The organism is Marivivens donghaensis (genome assembly GCF_011806565.1).
Taxonomy (GTDB): Bacteria; Pseudomonadota; Alphaproteobacteria; order Rhodobacterales; family Rhodobacteraceae; genus Marivivens; species Marivivens donghaensis_A.
In genome coordinates, this window is the sequence record NZ_JAATOP010000004.1 from 237,460 (window position 1) to 253,134 (window position 15,675).

Genomic DNA, 15,675 nt, shown 5'->3' on the forward strand with positions numbered 1-15,675 from the left:
TCTCCTGTTAATCGGGCCTGACGCCCTCGCGTTGTAAACGGTCACGCAAAACCTTGATCTCGATATCCATATCGAGGCGGTTGTTCTCGCGCAGTTTGCCGGTCATGGCAGAAAAATTGGTTTGCAGGTCCGAGAGTAGCGCCTCGTATTCGGCGCGTGAATTCCCGTCATGGCTTTTGCTATAATGCTCCGCGAATTTCAGCGACGCATCGCGTGCACCCATCAGATAAACGCCAAGGTACTTGCGGGCGCCAGTCAGATCGCGCGGATCGCTTTGCACGGTGTCTATCATCCGCTGCGCTTCAAACTGGAACGCAGCCACCCGCCCGTCGAGGCGGCGGTCGTTCAGCGTTTCGATCGTCCTGCGCATATCGGCGAGGTAAACCTCGGCCTCATCAACGACACGGTTCACGCGGCTGGCTTGAAAATCATCCACGCCTTCGGTGCGCTTGTCCTTCAACGGATCAACGCCGAACGCGGCGAGGTGCAGGGCAGTCCCTGCAATGCCAAAGATCGCCGCAGCCACAGAAGGGGAGCCATGGCTGAGCGCGGCCCCTGCAATGCCGAGGCCTGTCAGAACTCCGGCGAGGATCTTGCGAGGAAGGGCGGGGCGCTTGGCAATAGAGCGGGCGTTATAGGCCGCTTCGGCGCGCAGGCCGTCTCGCAGCAGCCACGCGCCGAGCGCCAGCACCGCCGCAGAAGGCAGCCCGAATGCCAGCGCAGTTGCACCGCCTTTGACCGAAAAGAACGCGAGCAAGCCCGCAGGCACGAACATCACATTGGAGCGTGCGCCGGCAGGATCGACCTTGCGGTTTTCAAACGGGCTGACATTGTCGCGGGACTGCGGATCGGGGCTGTATTTGCCGCCATAGCGCTGCGCCATCACATGCCTCCGACGAAACCGACAACGGTGCCGAAGAGCAGAAAAATAAGCAGGCCGTAAGCAATATGGCGAACGGGATCAGGCATCCGGTCCCTCGTTATAAAGTGTCAGATCGCATTTAAGCGCTCGGCACTCCCAAACAAGGTAAAGGCATGGAAATGCTGCCCCTGCGCGCCCACCGCTGGGTTCAGGATGGGCCGCACGGGGGCGTCTGGCAAGCCTTAGCGCGGCTTTTTCGGCGTGAACTTGCGCGGGCCCTTTGCGGGGCCTGCGTCATCGCGCGACCCGAAGGGCTTGCGGCCCGGTGCCTTGCTGCCGAAGGTTTTGCCACCTGCGGGGCGACCGTCGGTTGGTTTGCTGCCGAAGGTCTTGCCGCCTGCGGGGCGCCCGTCAGTCGGTTTGCTGCTGAAAGTCTTGCCGCCAGCGGGCTTACTGCCAGACTTCGCCGCCGATTTGCCGCCGACGGTCCGGCCGCCAGCGATCCGGCCCTTGGGGTGGGCGTCTTCGTTGCGGCGGGTGCGGACGGGCTTTTTCTTCGGCTCTTCGAGCGGCTGCATGTCACCGTCGAGGCCAAGCTGGTCGCGCAGGACGCGGCGCTTGATCTCTTCGACTTCGCCAGCCTTGAGGTTGCCGATTTGGAACGGACCGTAGGAGACGCGGATCAGGCGGTTCACGACCGCGCCGATGGCTTCCATCGCGCGGCGGATTTCGCGGTTCTTGCCTTCGCGGATCGAAATGGTGAGCCACGCATTCGCGCCCTGCTGGCGGTCGAACTGCACCTGCATTGGCTGGTACTTGACGCCTTCGACGTCGATACCAGCACGCAAACGGTCGAGGTCCAGCTTGCTCGCCTCGCCCTTGACGCGGACGCGGTAGCGGCGGAGCCAACCTGTCGACGGCAGTTCCAGACGGCGCTTCAACTCGCCATCGTTGGTCAGCAGCAGCAGACCCTCGGAATTGAGGTCGAGGCGGCCAATGCTCATCACGCGCGGCATGTCTTCGGGAAGGGCAGAGAAGACCGTCGGGCGGTCTTTCTCGTCGCGTTCGGTGGTCACGAGACCGGAGGGCTTGTGATACAGCCAAAGGCGCGCGGGTTCCGCAGCAGCCATCGGCGCGTCATCAATCATCACGCGGTCTTTGTCGGTCACGTTGAGAGCGGGGCTCTCGATGACCTTGCCATTCACCTTCACGCGGCCTTCCGCAATCATGCGTTCGGCTTCGCGGCGCGAGGCGACGCCTACGCGGGACAGAACTTTGGCGATGCGGTCGCCTTCCGGGGTCTCGTTGCTCATGTCGCCCATTAGACCACTCCGGCGTCGCAGTTCAATGTCCCGCGCAGGTTTTGCGCAATTTACCTCACCGTCAGGCCAAGCTGGGCAGCCAGAGCACAATCGACGGGAAGGCGACGAGCAGGGCGATGGTAATGCCGTCCGCGACGAAGAACGGGGTCACGCCGCGGAACACGTCCTGCACGGTCAGGTCATCGCGCACACCGGCCACCACGAAGCAGTTCAGTCCGATGGGCGGTGTGATCAGGCAGAACTCCGCCATTTTCACCACGAGGATGCCGAACCAGATCGCGCACATCGGGCCCGACATGCCGAAGGTGCTGTCTGCTGCCGACACCATCTCTCCGCCGTTGAGCGCCATGACAGCGGGATAAACGACGGGGAGGGTCAGGAGCATCATGCCGATGGCGTCCATGAACATGCCGAGCACAGCATAGGCCAACAGGATGCACACAAGGATCAGCATCGGCGACATCTCCAGCGAGGTCAGCCAGTCCGAAAACGCACCCGGCAGGTCGGCGAAGCCGAGGAAGCGGACGTAGATCAGCACGCCCCAGATGATAGTGAAGATCATCACCGCGAGCTTTGCGGTTTCCAGCAGCGCGCCTTTGAACTCGCCCCAACGCATTCCGTTGTAGAGCGCCATGAGGAACACCACGAACGCACCGATCGCGCCGCCTTCGGTCGGGGTGCCCCAAGCCTCTCCGCCGAACGGGTTGTAGACGAAGAGCACGATGGTCAGAACGACGATCAGGATTGGTGCGGCGGGGGGCAGGGCGGCAAAGCGCTCTTTCCACGTAAAACCGCCAACCGACGGGCCGAAACCTTTGATCGTCATGGCCATGCCGATGATCAGCAGCGCGTAGACGATGGCCGAAAAGACACCGGGGATGAAGCCTGCCAGCAGCAGCTTGCCCACGTCCTGTTCCACGATGATCGCGTAGATCACGAGGATCGCGGAGGGCGGGATCAGCGATGCAAGCGTGCCGCCTGCCGCCACGACACCTGCCGCGAAGCGTTTGTTGTAGCCGACCTCCAGCATTTCGGGGATCGCGATGCGGGCGAAAACAGCGGAGGTCGCGATGGACGCGCCCGACACTGCCGCGAAGCCTGCGGTCGCAAAGACGGTCGCAACCGCCATGCCGCCCGGCACCCACGCGATCCAGCGCTTTGCGGCGGTAAACAGCGCCTTGGTCAGTCCCGCGTAATAGGCGAGGTAGCCGATGAGGATGAACGTCGGGATGAGGCTCAGCGCTTGGCTCGCGACCTTCGAATGAGGCACCTGACCGCCGGTTTTCACGGCGACCTCCAAGGCCCACATGAATTGCGCGGGGTCATAGCCCTTCTTCGCCCAGAAAATCCAGATCAGGCCGGTCAGACCTGCGAGGCCCGCCGCGAATGCAACGCGCATCCCGAGGATGACCATGACCAAAAGTCCGGCAGAGACCACGAGACCGATTTCAATACTTTCCATGTCCGGTCTCCTTAGTCGTGACCAGAGACCTGTTCGGCCTCTTGTGCAGCTTGGGTTGCGACGTCGACCGGCAGAGGCACGGCCACCGGCTCGGTTTCGCCCGTGATGATCGCTTTGGTGTAGGATGCGAGTTGCAGCACGAGCCGCACGCACAGCACCGAAAATGCGACCGGCGCGAGCAGTTTGGCGGGCCAGATCGGCAGGCCGATGTCCATCGTGCTGTCACGGCTCCACAGCGGCATCGACATGTCAAAGCTGCGCTGGAAGTGCGCGTAGGAGCCCCAGACCAGCAGGACCATGAGGACAAGGATCGCAAACGTGGTGATCCATTCCGCAATGAACAGCGGGCGGCCCGATAGCCTGCCGACCAGCATATCCATGCGGATATGGCCGCCATCGCGCTGCGTGAACGAGATGCCCATGAACGCGATCAGCGGCATCGCCTGCTGGATCCAGTCCACATATCCGGGCAGGGGGTCGTTGAAGAAATTACGCGACGAGACCGAAAACACCGCCAGCAGCATCAGGCCGAACACGGTCAGGCCACTAACGAGCGCGAGCAGTTTTTCGAGTTTGTAGAAGTTCCGGTCCAGACGGCTGAGTATGCTGTCGTCTTCCAGAACCGAGGCAGATCCGGCCATGGCGCGGTCCTTTCCATAGGCTGAACCCCGCGCTGCGAATGGCGGCACGGGGAAAGCTGCGTTCGTGAGTGGGTTACTGCCCTTCGGCTACCATTCCCGAAACGAGGTCGTAGAGTTCCTGCGCAGGCAGACCGCGTGCGTTGTTCTCTTCGATCCATGCGTCGGCAGCCGGTCCGGCAGCAGCTTCGCGGAACGCCGCGATCTCGTCATCGGAGAATGAAACCTGTTCGACGCCCTTTTCTTCGAGCAGCGGCCACCACTTGGCCATGGTCTCGTTCTCGTAATACTCGATGTAGTAATCGAGTGCCTCTTCGACCGAGCCATCCAGCGCCGCACGCTCGTCGTCGGTCAGTGCCTCATAGGCGTCGATGTTCACGACCACAGGGCAGTTCACCGCGCCAGGGTTGAGGTTGCTGGTCCACCAAGTCGCGTTCTCGATCGTGCCGAAGGACATGTGGGCGTGCGGCGCAAAGGAGGCCGCGCGGATCACGCCGCTGTCCATGGCCTGACGCACTTCGGTGGCCGACATGGAAGTCGGAACAGCGCCGACAGCGCCCAGAGCCGCACCGATACCGCCCGTGGCACGAACGGTCAGGCCGTCAAAGTTGTCGATGCTCGACGGGACATCGCCGACGCCAGCAAGGTTGTACTGCGGCAGGGGCGACGGCATCAGCAGCTTGGCGTTCCAACGTGCGAGGTCGGCAGCAACCGCCGGATGTTCGTAGACGGCCATCGAAATATCGCGCTCTTGCTCGAGCGACGAGATACCGAGGAACGGCAGTTCCATCACGGTGATCGACGGGTTCTTGTCGGGGTGGTAGCCCGCGCAGAACTGCGCCATCTCGAACGCGCCGATTTCGATGCCGTCGAGGTTTTCGGTGTTCTTCGACAGACCGCCGTAGGAGATGTTCAGGGTGAACTCGCCGCCGGTTTTTTCCGAAACGAGTTCGGCCAGCTTCTCGACGTGTTCGGTGAACGCACGGCGCTTACCCCAGAGCGAGACGTTCCATTCGGTGGCCATGCCTTCGGACGCGAAAGCAACGGCGAGCGCCGCGATGGCACCGCGGGTCAGAAATTTGGTCATGATCTCCTCCCAGAGATTTTTGTTTCCTCGGGAGTAGTCTGCTCTTTTTTTCGTGATCGCCCTATGAGGGATTTCGCCCATTGATCGGACGCTGCCCTGCGGATTTCCGCAGGCTACAAAAGCGCGTCTTTGTTCAGCCCCAGCTTCACGATTTTCTCGTTGAGGGTGCGCCTCCCGATACCGAGAGCTTCGGCCGCCGCGTCCATGCGGCCCTTGTGGGCTTTGATGGCTTTTCCGATCAGCTCGCGTTCGAATGCGGCGACGGCTTCGCGCAGGGTTTCGGGCACGTCATCCAGTTGATCGGTGCGCAGCGCCTCGGCGATCGAACCGCCCCCGCGCCGCGCCAGAAGGATGCGCCGTTCGCAGACGTTGCGCAATTCGCGCACATTGCCCGGCCAGTCGTGCGCGAGCAGGGCGGCGGTGTCCTCGTTCGACAGCGCTTGGCGGTCGATCTCGTAGACGCTCGCGAATTCATCGAGGAAATGCGCGGCCAGTAACATGACGTCGTCACGGCGGTTCCGCAGGGCGGGGATGTTCAGCACAACCGTGTTCAGACGGAACAGAAGATCCTGCCGTAGCCGCCCGTCGCTGACCGCCTGATCCACGTCCTCGTTCGTGGCAGACAGGAACCGCAGATTGACGGGCACAGGTTCGGTGCCGCCGATGGGAAGCACCTGTTTGTCCTCGATAATCCGCAAAAGCTTGGCCTGCACGGCCAGCGGAGCGGAGCAAATTTCATCAAGGAAAAGCGTCCCGCCCGACGCCGCCAGCAAACGCCCGTCGCTTTCGCCGTGCTTGCCGAACATCTCGACTTCGAACGTGTCGGGCGACAGTGCCGCGCAGTTCAGCGCAAGGAATGGCGCAGCGGGATCAGGGCCGAGGTCATGCAGCGCGCGGGCCACGAGCTCCTTCCCCGTGCCCGTTTCACCCTGCACCATGATCGGCGTGTCGAGCGTGGCAAAGTCAATGATATCGGTGCGCAGGTTCCGCACGGCCTCCGTCTGTCCGAGGAGCAGGCGATCAAGGCCGGACAGCTGGATCAGCCGTTCTTGCAGGCGCTCGTTGGTCTTCTGCATCCGGTTCTGCTCTGCCGCGTGGCGCAGGATTGTCAGCAGGCGGCGCGGCTCGTAGGGCTTTTCGACAAAGCTATACGCGCCGCTCTGCATCGCATTAACCGCCATCGGGATGTCGCCGTGGGCAGAGATCAGAACCACAGGCGGCGAGGTGGATTTGTCGAGCGAAGCCAAGAGCTCGGTCCCTGTCATCCCCGGCATTCGCACGTCCGACAGGATGACATCGGGCATGAAGTCTGCCGCGAGGTCTTGGGTCTTTTCGGCGCGGGCCAAGGCGCTGACCTCCCAGCCTGCGGCCTCTAGCAGTTCGACCAGCGACAGGCGCATGGCTTTGTCGTCGTCCACCACGATGATGCGGAAGGGCTGGCCGGAGATCATGCGTCACCTCGTTCGTTCGCATTCGGGGCTGGGAAGGTCACACGGAAGAGCGCGCCGCCGTCTTCGATATTCGACGCCTGCATGGTGCCTTCGTGATCCTTGACGATGCTGGACGAAATCGCGAGGCCGAGGCCCATGCCGCGTCCGCTTTCGCGGGTGGTCACAAACGGCTCCTGAAGGTCGGCGAGGGTCGCGTCACCAAGGCCGTGCCCATTGTCCTGCACCTCGAACCAAGGTGACGGATCGCTGCCGATGCGAATGCTGACGCTCGGCTGTTCGGTATCCTCAACTGCATCGATGGCGTTGCGCAGCACGTTAGTCATGACCTGTTCGACGCGCAGTTTGCTGCCGCGGATCATGACGGGACCATCGGGGCGGTCGAAGGTGATTACCGTGCCCGTCGTTTCGATATTCGGTGCGACCAAGGCAAGCGACGCATCCATCGCGGTCACAAGGTCGAACTCCGCGAAATCATCGGCGTCGGAGCGGGCGAAGAATTTGAGTTGCCGCGTGATGCCTTCCATCCGGTCGATCAGACTGCCGATGCTGCCCGTGAGGCGGCTCGGCCCGCTTGGCCCGAGCTCTGCCGCAGCGACATGATTGCGCATCGCGGCGATGGGCTGGCCAAGCTCGTGCGTCACCGACGCGGCGAGGCGACCCAGCGCGGCCAGACGACTGGCGCGCTCCAGTTCGTTCTGCGTGCGGCTCAGGCGGCGCTCTGCCGTTCTGCGATCCACGATCTCCTGTGCAAGGCGTTCGTTTGCGAGGCGGAGCTTGGCTTCCTCTTCCTCGGATCGCCTCAGCGCCGTGCCGATACGCCGCGTGCGCTGGATCTGGAAGGCAATGAGGATCGAGCCGAGGATGATCACCACAGCCGCGGCCGTCAGCCACGCGAGGGCAGAGGAGCGTTCATCCGCCATGAAATAATGGATCTGCCAATTGTGCGGCGCGGCACTGGCGCTGAGATGTAGCCAATCGCGCCCCGAAAGTTTTGCCGTGTTGCCCGAGAGTGACCAGCCCAGCGGCTCCAGCGGCTGATTGGGAAACTGGCGGGAAAACAGGATCACATTCCGCTGCGAAGCGCTGAGCGGTTCGCTCGTGCGGTAGAGGTAGTCGCGGTCGGACGCGAGCAGGATCACACCGTCCTCATTGGCCATGAAAACCGTCTCGCCCGAGCTTCGCCAGCTTTCCTCAAGCGCGCCGAAGTTGATCTTGATCACGACCACGCCAAGCACGCGGCCCCCTGTGGCGAGGACCGGATCGGCAATGAAATACCCCGGTTGTCCGGTCGTCGCGCCGATGGCGTAAAACCGGCCCTGTTTGCCGTCGAGCGCGTCCTGAAAGTAGGGGCGGAAGGAGTAATCCTCACCGATAAAGCTCGACGGTAGGGCGTGGTTCGAGGCGGCGATGGTTAGGCCCTGCGGGTTGATCAGGTAGATCGCATCGAGGCCGGATTGATTTGCGAAGTCCTCGAACCGGCTGTCGACGATGGTCGTGTTGCCGTTGAGAAGGCTGCTGACGACAAACGGGTCCTTGGCAAGGATGTGCGTCAGGTGGGAAAACCGGTCAAGTTCGGCATTCACCGACGCGCGATAGAGCGACAGGCGGCCGCGAGCTTTCTCCAGTTCCTGACCTTGGAAATACTGATGCGCCACGAGGGCTGCCCCCAGCGAGACGAGCCCGATGAAGACCAGTGACAGAATGACCGAAAGGTAGCGCATGGGCGGAGTTGTGGGCCGAAAGGGGCTTTGGGGGCAAGGTTTATCGGGCTGATAGGTCGCGGGAGGGGCGCTGCCCCTCTGGCCTGCGGCCATTCACCCCGAGGTATTTTCGTCAGAATGAAGCGGGTGACGGAGCGCTTCTGCAAGGAAGTCGTAAACGAAGCGCAGGCGGCGGTTCTGGTAGATCTCGCGGTGGGCGACGAGCCAGATGGGGTAGGCGATGGGTCGCATGGCGGGGAGGGCTTCGGTGACTTTGGGCTCGGCATTGCCGATCTGTTCGTCGATGAAGCCGATGCCCAAGCCCTGTTTCACATGTTCCCACATGACAAGGAAGTTGTCGGTGACGATGGGAAAGTTCGCCTCGTTCAGATCGAAGCCGAAATCGGCGAGGGAGCGTGCGATCATGGCCGGATCATCGGGAGCGATGAAGCTCGCGCGGGAGAGGTCGGCCTGGGTCTCGGGATTGCCGATCGAGCGCAGGTAATCGGGCCTTGCATAGAGGCGGGCGCAGGTGTCGCGGAGTTTGCGGGCAACGAGGTTCGGCTCTTCGGGGCGGAAGTTGCGCAGGGCGATGTCGGCTTCGCGGCGGAGGAGGTCCGAGGCGGAGTTCGAGACGACAAGACGGATGGTGATGCGGGGCTCGGCCGCGCGGAGTTGTGCCACGATCTGCGGCATGATCAGGGCACCGTAGACGTCGGAGCAGGCAATGAGAACCTCTCCCTCCATCGCTTCGCTCTGGCTTACGGCGGACAGCGAAAGGCGGCTGGCGGCTTCGCCCATCTGGCGGGCGGCGTCCATGAGTTCATGTCCCGCAGGCGTCAGGCGAAGGCCGCGGCCGATGCGTTCAAAGAGCATCACGCCGAGTTCCTGCTCGAGCGCGTCTACCTGTCTGCCTAGGGTGGGCTGGGTCAGGCCGAGGGCGCGTGCGGCGGCGGAAAGCGAGCCTTCCTCTGCGGTCACGAGGAAAGCGCGGGCGCGGTTCCAGTCGAAGTTGATCGATCTCCAATCCATGCAAATTCGTATACCACTCAGGCAAAAACAGTCAATTTTATTGAGATATCGTTGCGGGTAGAACATCCGCAGAGCCGAGGATGATCGGCACATCAACCAGCGAACCGATGCTTTGAGCGAGCCGCTTTCGCGGCTCGCTACGGAGGAGGTTTGCCTGAAAGCGGAGGCCGAGATGGCTGTTTTTTCTGATCCTTTGTCCAAGCCCTATGCGCGGCTGACGGGCATATTCTACCTTTTGATCGCGGTGTTTGGCGGCTTTGCGATCCTCTGGGTTCCGTCGCAGTTGCAGGTCGCGGGCGATGCGGGTGCCACGATGGTGAACCTTGTGGAGCGGCGCGGGCTGTTCTTTGCGGGGGTGGGCGGTGAGGTCGCCATTCTGGTGGCCGAGGTCATGTGCACAGCGATGCTGTATTTCATTTTCAAACCGGTGAACGCCACACTGTCTTTCGCGGCGGCACTCGCACGGCTGAGCATGGTCGGCGTGATGGCGGGGATGCTGTTTTTCAGCGTCGCGGCGCTGGGCGTGGCCGAGGGGAGCTTGCTCCCGAGTTTGGCCAATGAGGTCCGGGCCGAGGTGGCGACTGCGCTCCTTTATGTGCACGACGCAGGTGTCTGGGTCTGGCAGGTTTTCTTCACGCTGCACCTGATGGTGCTGGGTTGGCTAGTTGCACAGTCGCAGCGGTTTCCGCGTCTGCTCGGCTACCTGATGATTGCGGGCTCAGCGGGGTACCTGTGTGACAGCCTAAGCGCGTTTGTCTGGCCTGATGCGGGCGGGCTGGCACTGGTGACAGGTGTGCTGCTTGCGCTGGTGAGTCTTGCCGAGGTCGGGTTTGCACTTTGGCTTGTCATCCGCGGTCAGCGGACAGTGTGAGGAACGTGGCTATGAAACGTGTTTGTATTATTGGAATTTCGGGAAAGCTCGGCCGCTACATGGCGCGGGAGGCGCTGGATCGCGGGTATGAAGTGCGCGGGGTTTGTCGGCCCGAAAGTGTGGGCAAGCTGGCCGATCTGGCGGGCCGCATCACGCTGTTTCCCGCCCGCACGGACGATGCGGAAGTTGTCGCGGAAGCGGTGAAGAGCTGTGACGGGGTGCTGACGGTGCTCGTGCCTTGGGGCGTCAAAGACTATGCCTCGGGCACCGCGCGGGCGGTGCTGGAGAACGCGGAGCCGGATGCGCGGCTGGTGTTTTCCTGCGGTTGGCACATCAGTCGCGACGGGCAGGACGTCTATTCGTTCAAACTGAAGATGATCGTCGCGGTGTTCGGCAGGGTGGCGAAGTGGCTGCGGGCTGCGGACCTCGACGATCAGGTGCGGGCGACGGATATGATCTTTGCGTCGGACCGTGATTGGACGGTTGTGCGCGGGTCAAATCTGGAGGAAGGACCGAGCGAGGGGCTGCCTGTCTGGGCGGAGCACGTAGGCGATCCGCTGCTGGCTGCGAATATCACGCGGCGTGTGGATTTCGCGAAGTTCATGGTTCACGCGCTGACCGACGATGCGCTGACAAGGCAGGCACCTGCCATCGTGAGCGGCGTTCGGAAAGTGTGAGGGACGGGGAGGGGCTCTGCCCCTCTGGCCTGCGGCCATTCACCCCGAGGTATTTTTGTCAGCGTGAAGCTGAGGTTAGACCGCGACGACAGACGGTTTCGGACGGGCAGTCGGTTCCGAGTTCGCGTCGATGAAATTGAGGACGAGCGGGCGGATGTTGTTCCGCCAGCTGCCGCCTGCAAAGATGCCGTAGTGACCGGCGCCGGGCTCGACGTGCCATGCTTTCTTCTCTTCCGGTAGGCCGGTGAGGAGGTCGAGCGCGGCTTTGCACTGGCCAGGCGCCGAGATGTCGTCTTTCTCGCCTTCGACGGTTTTCACCGCGACGGTGGTGATCTTGCCGATGTCGATGGTGTGGCCATCTACGGTGAATTCGTTCTGAGCGATCTCGCGGCCTTTGAAGACGCGCTCGACCGTCGAGAGGTAGAATTCGGCGGTCATGTCCATGACAGCAAGGTATTCGTCATAGAAGACGTTGTGCTTGTCATGGTCGCTGGCTTCGCCTTTGGCGACGCGGAAGATCTGGTCCTGAAACGCTTTGGCGTGGGTAGCTGCGTTCATCGAGATAAACGACGTCAGCTGCAGCAGGCCCGGATAGACCTTGCGGCCGACGCCGCGGTATTTCATGCCGACGCGTTGGATCATGGTTTGTTCGAGCTGGCCCATGGTGACCGAGCGGCCAAAGTCGGTGACTTCGGTGTGGTTCGCTTCGGGGTCGATGGGGCCGCCGATCAGCGTCAGTGAGCGCGGCTGCGCTGCCGGATCAAGCTCTGCCAGATAGGCGGTGGCGGCGAGCGTCAGAGGTGCGGGTTGGCACACTGCGATGACGTGCAGGTCGCTGCCGAGTTTTTTCATGAAGTCGACGAGGTAGAGGGTGTAATCCTCGACGTCGAATTTGCCTTCGCTTACGGGAATGTCGCGGGCGTTGTGCCAGTCTGTAATGTAGACTTCACAATCGGGCAGCAGACTGATCACCGTCTTGCGCAGCAGCGTGGCATAGTGGCCCGACATCGGGGCGACGAGCAGAACGCGGCGCTTTTTCGGTTTGCGGTTATGGACTTTGAAGTGGATGAGATCACCGAACGGGCGGCTAAGGATCGTTTCGACCGTGACGAGGTGGTCGCGGTGGTCGTCGTTGCTCGCGATCGAGGGGATGCCCCAGTCAGGCTTGGCAACCATGCGTTCGAACGAACGTTCGGTCACTTCGCCCCATGCGCCGAGCCATTCGACAAGCGGATTTGCGGTCATCGCCATCGCAGGGTAGGCGGCAAATGCGCGCGCAGATGCACCAAGCCATTGATTTGTGTTTCGCACGCTTTCCATAAAGTCGTAGGTGTACATATACTTCATGTTGACGTCTCCATGTCGCACGGGGGCTCAAGCGCAGCATTCACTTATGACGGAAGTCACATGCTGCATGTGCAAAGGTAAGGTGAGGAGTTGCCCGTGACAACTGATGATTTGACCGAAGACAGTGTTGGCAAGGCGGAACTCGCGAAGCTCGAAGCGAATATGGCGCGAATTGAAGAGCTTACGGCCCGCATCGGAAAAGCGTTTGCGACTAAAAGACACGTTCCGCAGTCTTTACAGGGACCGGGGCAGGAGCTGTATTTCAAGGCCGCTGTGAACTATTGGGCCGACGCGGTGAAGGATCCGGCCAAGGTTTTCGAACAGCAGGTGTCCTACTGGGGCAAGGCGCTGCATCACTATATCGAAGCGCAGCAGGCGTTCGCCAAAGGCACGTTCGAAGCGCCGCTGGACAGCCTTCCGGATGACCGCCGCTTCTCGAACCCGCTGTGGAAATCGCACCCCTATTTCAACTTCATCAAGCAGCAGTACCAGATTCAGGCACAGGCGATTACCACCGCCGTGGACGAAATTGACGGGCTGGACGAGGTCGAGCGTCAGCGCCTTCGCTATTTCAGCGCGCAGATCGTGGACATGATGTGTCCGACGAATTTCCTGCCGACCAACCCCGACGCGCTGCAAAAGGCGCTGGAGACGGAAGGGCAGAGCCTCGTTGACGGGCTCGAGAACCTTGTGCGCGATCTGGAAGCCAACAACGGCGAGTTGGTCGTGTCGCTGGCCGATGGCACCGCGTTCCAAGTGGGCGAGAATATCGGCGCGTCCGAAGGCAAAGTCGTTTTTCAGAACCATCTGTTTGAACTGATCCAGTACAGCCCGACGACCGAGCAGGTTCACACCACGCCGCTGCTGATCTTTCCGCCGTGGATTAATCGTTTCTATATCCTCGACCTCAAGCCCAAGAACTCGCTGGTCAAATGGATCGTCGATCAGGGCTTCACGCTGTTTGTGGTGTCGTGGAAGAACCCCGATGCCAGCTACCGCGACACCGGCATGTCCGACTATGTGCAGGACGGCTACCTCACTGCGATCGATCAGGTAAAGGACATCTGCGACGTCAAGAAGGTCAACACGATCGGCTACTGTATCGCAGGCACCACGCTGTCGCTGACGCTGGCGTTGATGAAGCAGGAGAAGGACAAGTCGGTCAATTCGGCGACGTTCTTTACCACGCTGACCGACTTCGAGGATCAGGGCGAATTCGGCGTGTTCCTCACGGACGACTTCGTAGACGGCATCGAGGAAGAGTCGATGTCGAAAGGCGTGCTCGAAAGCTTCTACATGTCGCGGACCTTCAGCTATCTGCGGTCGCGCGATCTGATCTACGGCCCTGCGATCAAGTCCTATATGATGGGCGAAGCGCCGCCCGCGTTCGACCTGCTGTTCTGGAACGGTGACGGCACGAACCTGCCCGCCAAGATGGCGGTCGAGTACCTCCGCGGGCTCTGCCAGAAAAACCAGTTTGCCCGCGACGGGTTCGAGGTCGCCGACCATCTGGTGAAGCTCGCCGAGGTCGACGTGCCGCTCTGCGCCATCGCTTGCGACACCGACCATATCGCCGCTTGGAAGGCGTCCTATCAGGGCGTCCAGAAGATGGGGTCGAAGGACAAGACATTCATCCTTTCCGAAAGCGGCCACATCGCTGGCATCGTGAATCCCCCCTCCAAAGGCAAATACGGACACTGGACGAACGACGACCTGTCCCTGTCGCCCGAGGACTGGAAAGCCGGTGCGGAGAAGCACTCCGGCACGTGGTGGCCCCGTTGGGGAGAGTGGCTGGCATCCAAGTCCGGCAAGCTGATCGACGCCCGCCACCCCGGCGATTCGGGCCGTAAATTGCTGGGCGATGCTCCCGGCACTTACGTGAGGGAACATCCCGAGCTTTAGAACGTATGCTCTAAGTCATTGTAATGACTGCGGTGCAGAAAATTAATTGCTGCACCGCAGAAAAATCCTTGAAATGCTGCGGTGCAGCAACCATACTCTTAGACAAGATGATCAACGCGGCGACCACCGCAGAACACCAAGTTAAAGGGTAGAGACATGACCAACGATTTTACCGCCTACTTCAAAGACATGATGGGTGCTTTCCCGATGGACACCAAGTCGATGGAAGCTGCTATCAAGAGCCAGACCGCTCTTGCTGAAAAGATGTCGGCTGTCGCTATCGAAGCTGCTCACAAGTCGACCGAACTGTCGGCCAAGTGGACCCACGAGACCCTGACCAAGATGGCTGACGTCACCGCGGTTAAGGAAGATCCGTCGGACTACGCAAAGTCGATGACCGACTTCGCTTCGGCTTCGGCTGAATCGGCTGCCGAGCACATGGCTGAATTCGCCGAAATCGCCAAGAAAGTTCAGACCGAAACTCTCGAACTGATGATGGCTGCTGGCAAGTCGGTGTCGGAAGACATGACCAACGCTGCACAAAAAGCTCAGGCTGAAATGACTGCTGCTGCCAAGAAGGCCAGCACTCAGGCTGCTGCTACCACCAAGAAGGCAGCCGCAACTGCCTAATCGGGTCTCCCGACCTTTCCTCCTCCCTTGTGGTCGGGCCCAAGAAGGCGAGCTGTTCACAGCTCGCCTTTTTCTTTTGCTTTCCTTTTAAAGAATTCCCCCCTACGCTTTCTGCATTGCCGCACACGTTGGGAGGGTTCCGTGGTCGACACAGAAAAGCCGCTGCTTATCAAGCGTTACGCAAGCCGTCGTTTGTACAACACCGAAACCAGCGACTACGTTACGCTCGAAGATATCGCGACGTTCATCCGTGACGGACGCGAGGTGCAGATTGTCGACCTCAAGTCCGGCGATGATCTGACCCGTCAGTATCTTCTTCAAATCATTGCAGAACACGAAAGCCGCGGTGAAAGCGTGCTGCCTGTAGATGTGCTGACCGATCTGGTCCGCAGCTACACCAGCTCCGCCTCGACCATCGTGCCGCAGTTCCTTGCCGCGTCGTTCGAGATGCTCCGCGAGAGCCAGTCGAAGATGATGGAAAACATGTCGATGACGAACCCGATGACCAAGGTTCCGGGCTTCGAGGCGCTGCAAGCGCAGCAAGCGGCTTTCTTCAAAGCGATGACCGGCGGAATGATGAACGGCTCTTCCGGTCCCGAGATGGAAACGGGCGAAGCGCCGTCCGATCTCGACCAGATCAAGAAACAGCTCGCCGAACTTCAGGCCCAGCTTTTGAAGATGGGCAAATAAGCCT

14 protein-coding genes are annotated in these 15,675 nt (G+C 61.1%); 5 read left to right on the forward strand and 9 right to left on the reverse strand.

Features of this window, described 5'->3' with window-relative positions; genetic code table 11:
• Nucleotides 1-7: 7 nt before the first annotated feature.
• From HCZ30_RS08105 to HCZ30_RS08140, 8 genes are all read right to left on the reverse strand, one after another.
• Nucleotides 8-883 (reverse strand): 5-bromo-4-chloroindolyl phosphate hydrolysis family protein, encoded by an 876-nt coding sequence (locus HCZ30_RS08105; protein WP_167637778.1) that lies wholly within the window; start codon nucleotides 881-883, stop codon nucleotides 8-10.
• 221 nt (nucleotides 884-1,104) lie between these two features.
• Entirely contained in the window at nucleotides 1,105-2,184 is a 1,080-nt protein-coding gene (locus HCZ30_RS08110; RefSeq protein WP_432442760.1) for a pseudouridine synthase, read from the reverse strand.
• Nucleotides 2,185-2,245: 61 nt separating this feature from the next.
• Nucleotides 2,246-3,646, reverse strand: coding sequence for a TRAP transporter large permease (locus HCZ30_RS08115; RefSeq protein WP_167637779.1), 1,401 nt, complete (start codon nucleotides 3,644-3,646; stop codon nucleotides 2,246-2,248).
• Nucleotides 3,647-3,657: 11 nt separating this feature from the next.
• Nucleotides 3,658-4,287: a TRAP transporter small permease subunit gene (locus HCZ30_RS08120; protein ID WP_167637780.1), complete on the reverse strand. Its 630-nt coding sequence runs from the start codon at nucleotides 4,285-4,287 to the stop codon at nucleotides 3,658-3,660.
• Nucleotides 4,288-4,360: 73 nt separating this feature from the next.
• Nucleotides 4,361-5,371, reverse strand: coding sequence for a C4-dicarboxylate TRAP transporter substrate-binding protein (locus HCZ30_RS08125; protein WP_167637781.1), 1,011 nt, complete (start codon nucleotides 5,369-5,371; stop codon nucleotides 4,361-4,363).
• Between the two features lie 113 nt (nucleotides 5,372-5,484).
• Nucleotides 5,485-6,822, reverse strand: a complete 1,338-nt coding sequence (locus HCZ30_RS08130; RefSeq protein WP_167637782.1) for a sigma-54-dependent transcriptional regulator — start codon at nucleotides 6,820-6,822, stop codon at nucleotides 5,485-5,487.
• A complete protein-coding gene (locus tag HCZ30_RS08135) occupies nucleotides 6,819-8,543 on the reverse strand; it encodes a sensor histidine kinase (RefSeq protein WP_167637783.1) in 1,725 nt (574 codons plus the stop codon). The genes HCZ30_RS08130 and HCZ30_RS08135 overlap by 4 nt, the downstream gene beginning before the upstream one ends.
• A gap of 93 nt (nucleotides 8,544-8,636) precedes the next feature.
• Nucleotides 8,637-9,554 carry a LysR family transcriptional regulator gene (locus HCZ30_RS08140; RefSeq protein WP_167637784.1) on the reverse strand — a complete coding sequence of 306 codons (918 nt, stop codon included), beginning with the start codon at nucleotides 9,552-9,554 and terminating at the stop codon, nucleotides 8,637-8,639.
• Between the two features lie 172 nt (nucleotides 9,555-9,726).
• Here HCZ30_RS08140 and HCZ30_RS08145 point away from each other — a divergent pair, with 172 nt between their 5' ends.
• Nucleotides 9,727-10,425, forward strand: a complete 699-nt coding sequence (locus HCZ30_RS08145) for a DUF4386 domain-containing protein (protein WP_167637785.1) — start codon at nucleotides 9,727-9,729, stop codon at nucleotides 10,423-10,425.
• An 11-nt stretch (nucleotides 10,426-10,436) separates the two neighbouring features.
• Nucleotides 10,437-11,102: an NAD(P)-dependent oxidoreductase gene (locus HCZ30_RS08150; protein ID WP_167637786.1), complete on the forward strand. Its 666-nt coding sequence runs from the start codon at nucleotides 10,437-10,439 to the stop codon at nucleotides 11,100-11,102.
• Nucleotides 11,103-11,177: 75 nt separating this feature from the next.
• Here the strand turns inward: HCZ30_RS08150 and phaZ are convergent, their stop codons facing one another.
• Entirely contained in the window at nucleotides 11,178-12,449 is a 1,272-nt protein-coding gene (phaZ, locus tag HCZ30_RS08155; protein WP_167637787.1) for a polyhydroxyalkanoate depolymerase, read from the reverse strand.
• A gap of 96 nt (nucleotides 12,450-12,545) precedes the next feature.
• Here phaZ and phaC point away from each other — a divergent pair, with 96 nt between their 5' ends.
• The 3 genes from phaC to phaR all read left to right on the forward strand — a co-directional run bounded on the left by phaC (nucleotide 12,546) and on the right by phaR (nucleotide 15,671).
• Nucleotides 12,546-14,351, forward strand: coding sequence for a class I poly(R)-hydroxyalkanoic acid synthase (gene phaC / locus HCZ30_RS08160; RefSeq protein ID WP_432442761.1), 1,806 nt, complete (start codon nucleotides 12,546-12,548; stop codon nucleotides 14,349-14,351).
• A 156-nt stretch (nucleotides 14,352-14,507) separates the two neighbouring features.
• A complete protein-coding gene (locus HCZ30_RS08165; RefSeq protein ID WP_167637788.1) occupies nucleotides 14,508-14,981 on the forward strand; it encodes a phasin family protein in 474 nt (157 codons plus the stop codon).
• Between the two features lie 141 nt (nucleotides 14,982-15,122).
• Nucleotides 15,123-15,671, forward strand: coding sequence for a polyhydroxyalkanoate synthesis repressor PhaR (gene phaR / locus HCZ30_RS08170; protein WP_167637789.1), 549 nt, complete (start codon nucleotides 15,123-15,125; stop codon nucleotides 15,669-15,671).
• Nucleotides 15,672-15,675 lie beyond the last annotated feature (4 nt).

What these genes read in the sequence shown, in the direction of transcription:
- HCZ30_RS08145 (WP_167637785.1), top strand. Translation starts at nt 9,727, where the DNA reads ATGGCTGTTTTTTCTGATCCTTTGTCCAAGCCCTATGCGCGGCTGACG.
- HCZ30_RS08120 (WP_167637780.1), bottom strand. Translation starts at nt 4,287, where the DNA reads ATGGCCGGATCTGCCTCGGTTCTGGAAGACGACAGCATACTCAGCCGT.
- HCZ30_RS08130 (WP_167637782.1), bottom strand. Translation starts at nt 6,822, where the DNA reads ATGATCTCCGGCCAGCCCTTCCGCATCATCGTGGTGGACGACGACAAA.
- HCZ30_RS08105 (WP_167637778.1), bottom strand. Translation starts at nt 883, where the DNA reads ATGGCGCAGCGCTATGGCGGCAAATACAGCCCCGATCCGCAGTCCCGC.
- HCZ30_RS08125 (WP_167637781.1), bottom strand. Translation starts at nt 5,371, where the DNA reads ATGACCAAATTTCTGACCCGCGGTGCCATCGCGGCGCTCGCCGTTGCT.
- phaZ (WP_167637787.1), bottom strand. Translation starts at nt 12,449, where the DNA reads ATGAAGTATATGTACACCTACGACTTTATGGAAAGCGTGCGAAACACA.
- HCZ30_RS08115 (WP_167637779.1), bottom strand. Translation starts at nt 3,646, where the DNA reads ATGGAAAGTATTGAAATCGGTCTCGTGGTCTCTGCCGGACTTTTGGTC.
- HCZ30_RS08135 (WP_167637783.1), bottom strand. Translation starts at nt 8,543, where the DNA reads ATGCGCTACCTTTCGGTCATTCTGTCACTGGTCTTCATCGGGCTCGTC.
- HCZ30_RS08165 (WP_167637788.1), top strand. Translation starts at nt 14,508, where the DNA reads ATGACCAACGATTTTACCGCCTACTTCAAAGACATGATGGGTGCTTTC.
- HCZ30_RS08150 (WP_167637786.1), top strand. Translation starts at nt 10,437, where the DNA reads ATGAAACGTGTTTGTATTATTGGAATTTCGGGAAAGCTCGGCCGCTAC.
- HCZ30_RS08140 (WP_167637784.1), bottom strand. Translation starts at nt 9,554, where the DNA reads ATGGATTGGAGATCGATCAACTTCGACTGGAACCGCGCCCGCGCTTTC.
- HCZ30_RS08110 (WP_432442760.1), bottom strand. Translation starts at nt 2,184, where the DNA reads ATGGGCGACATGAGCAACGAGACCCCGGAAGGCGACCGCATCGCCAAA.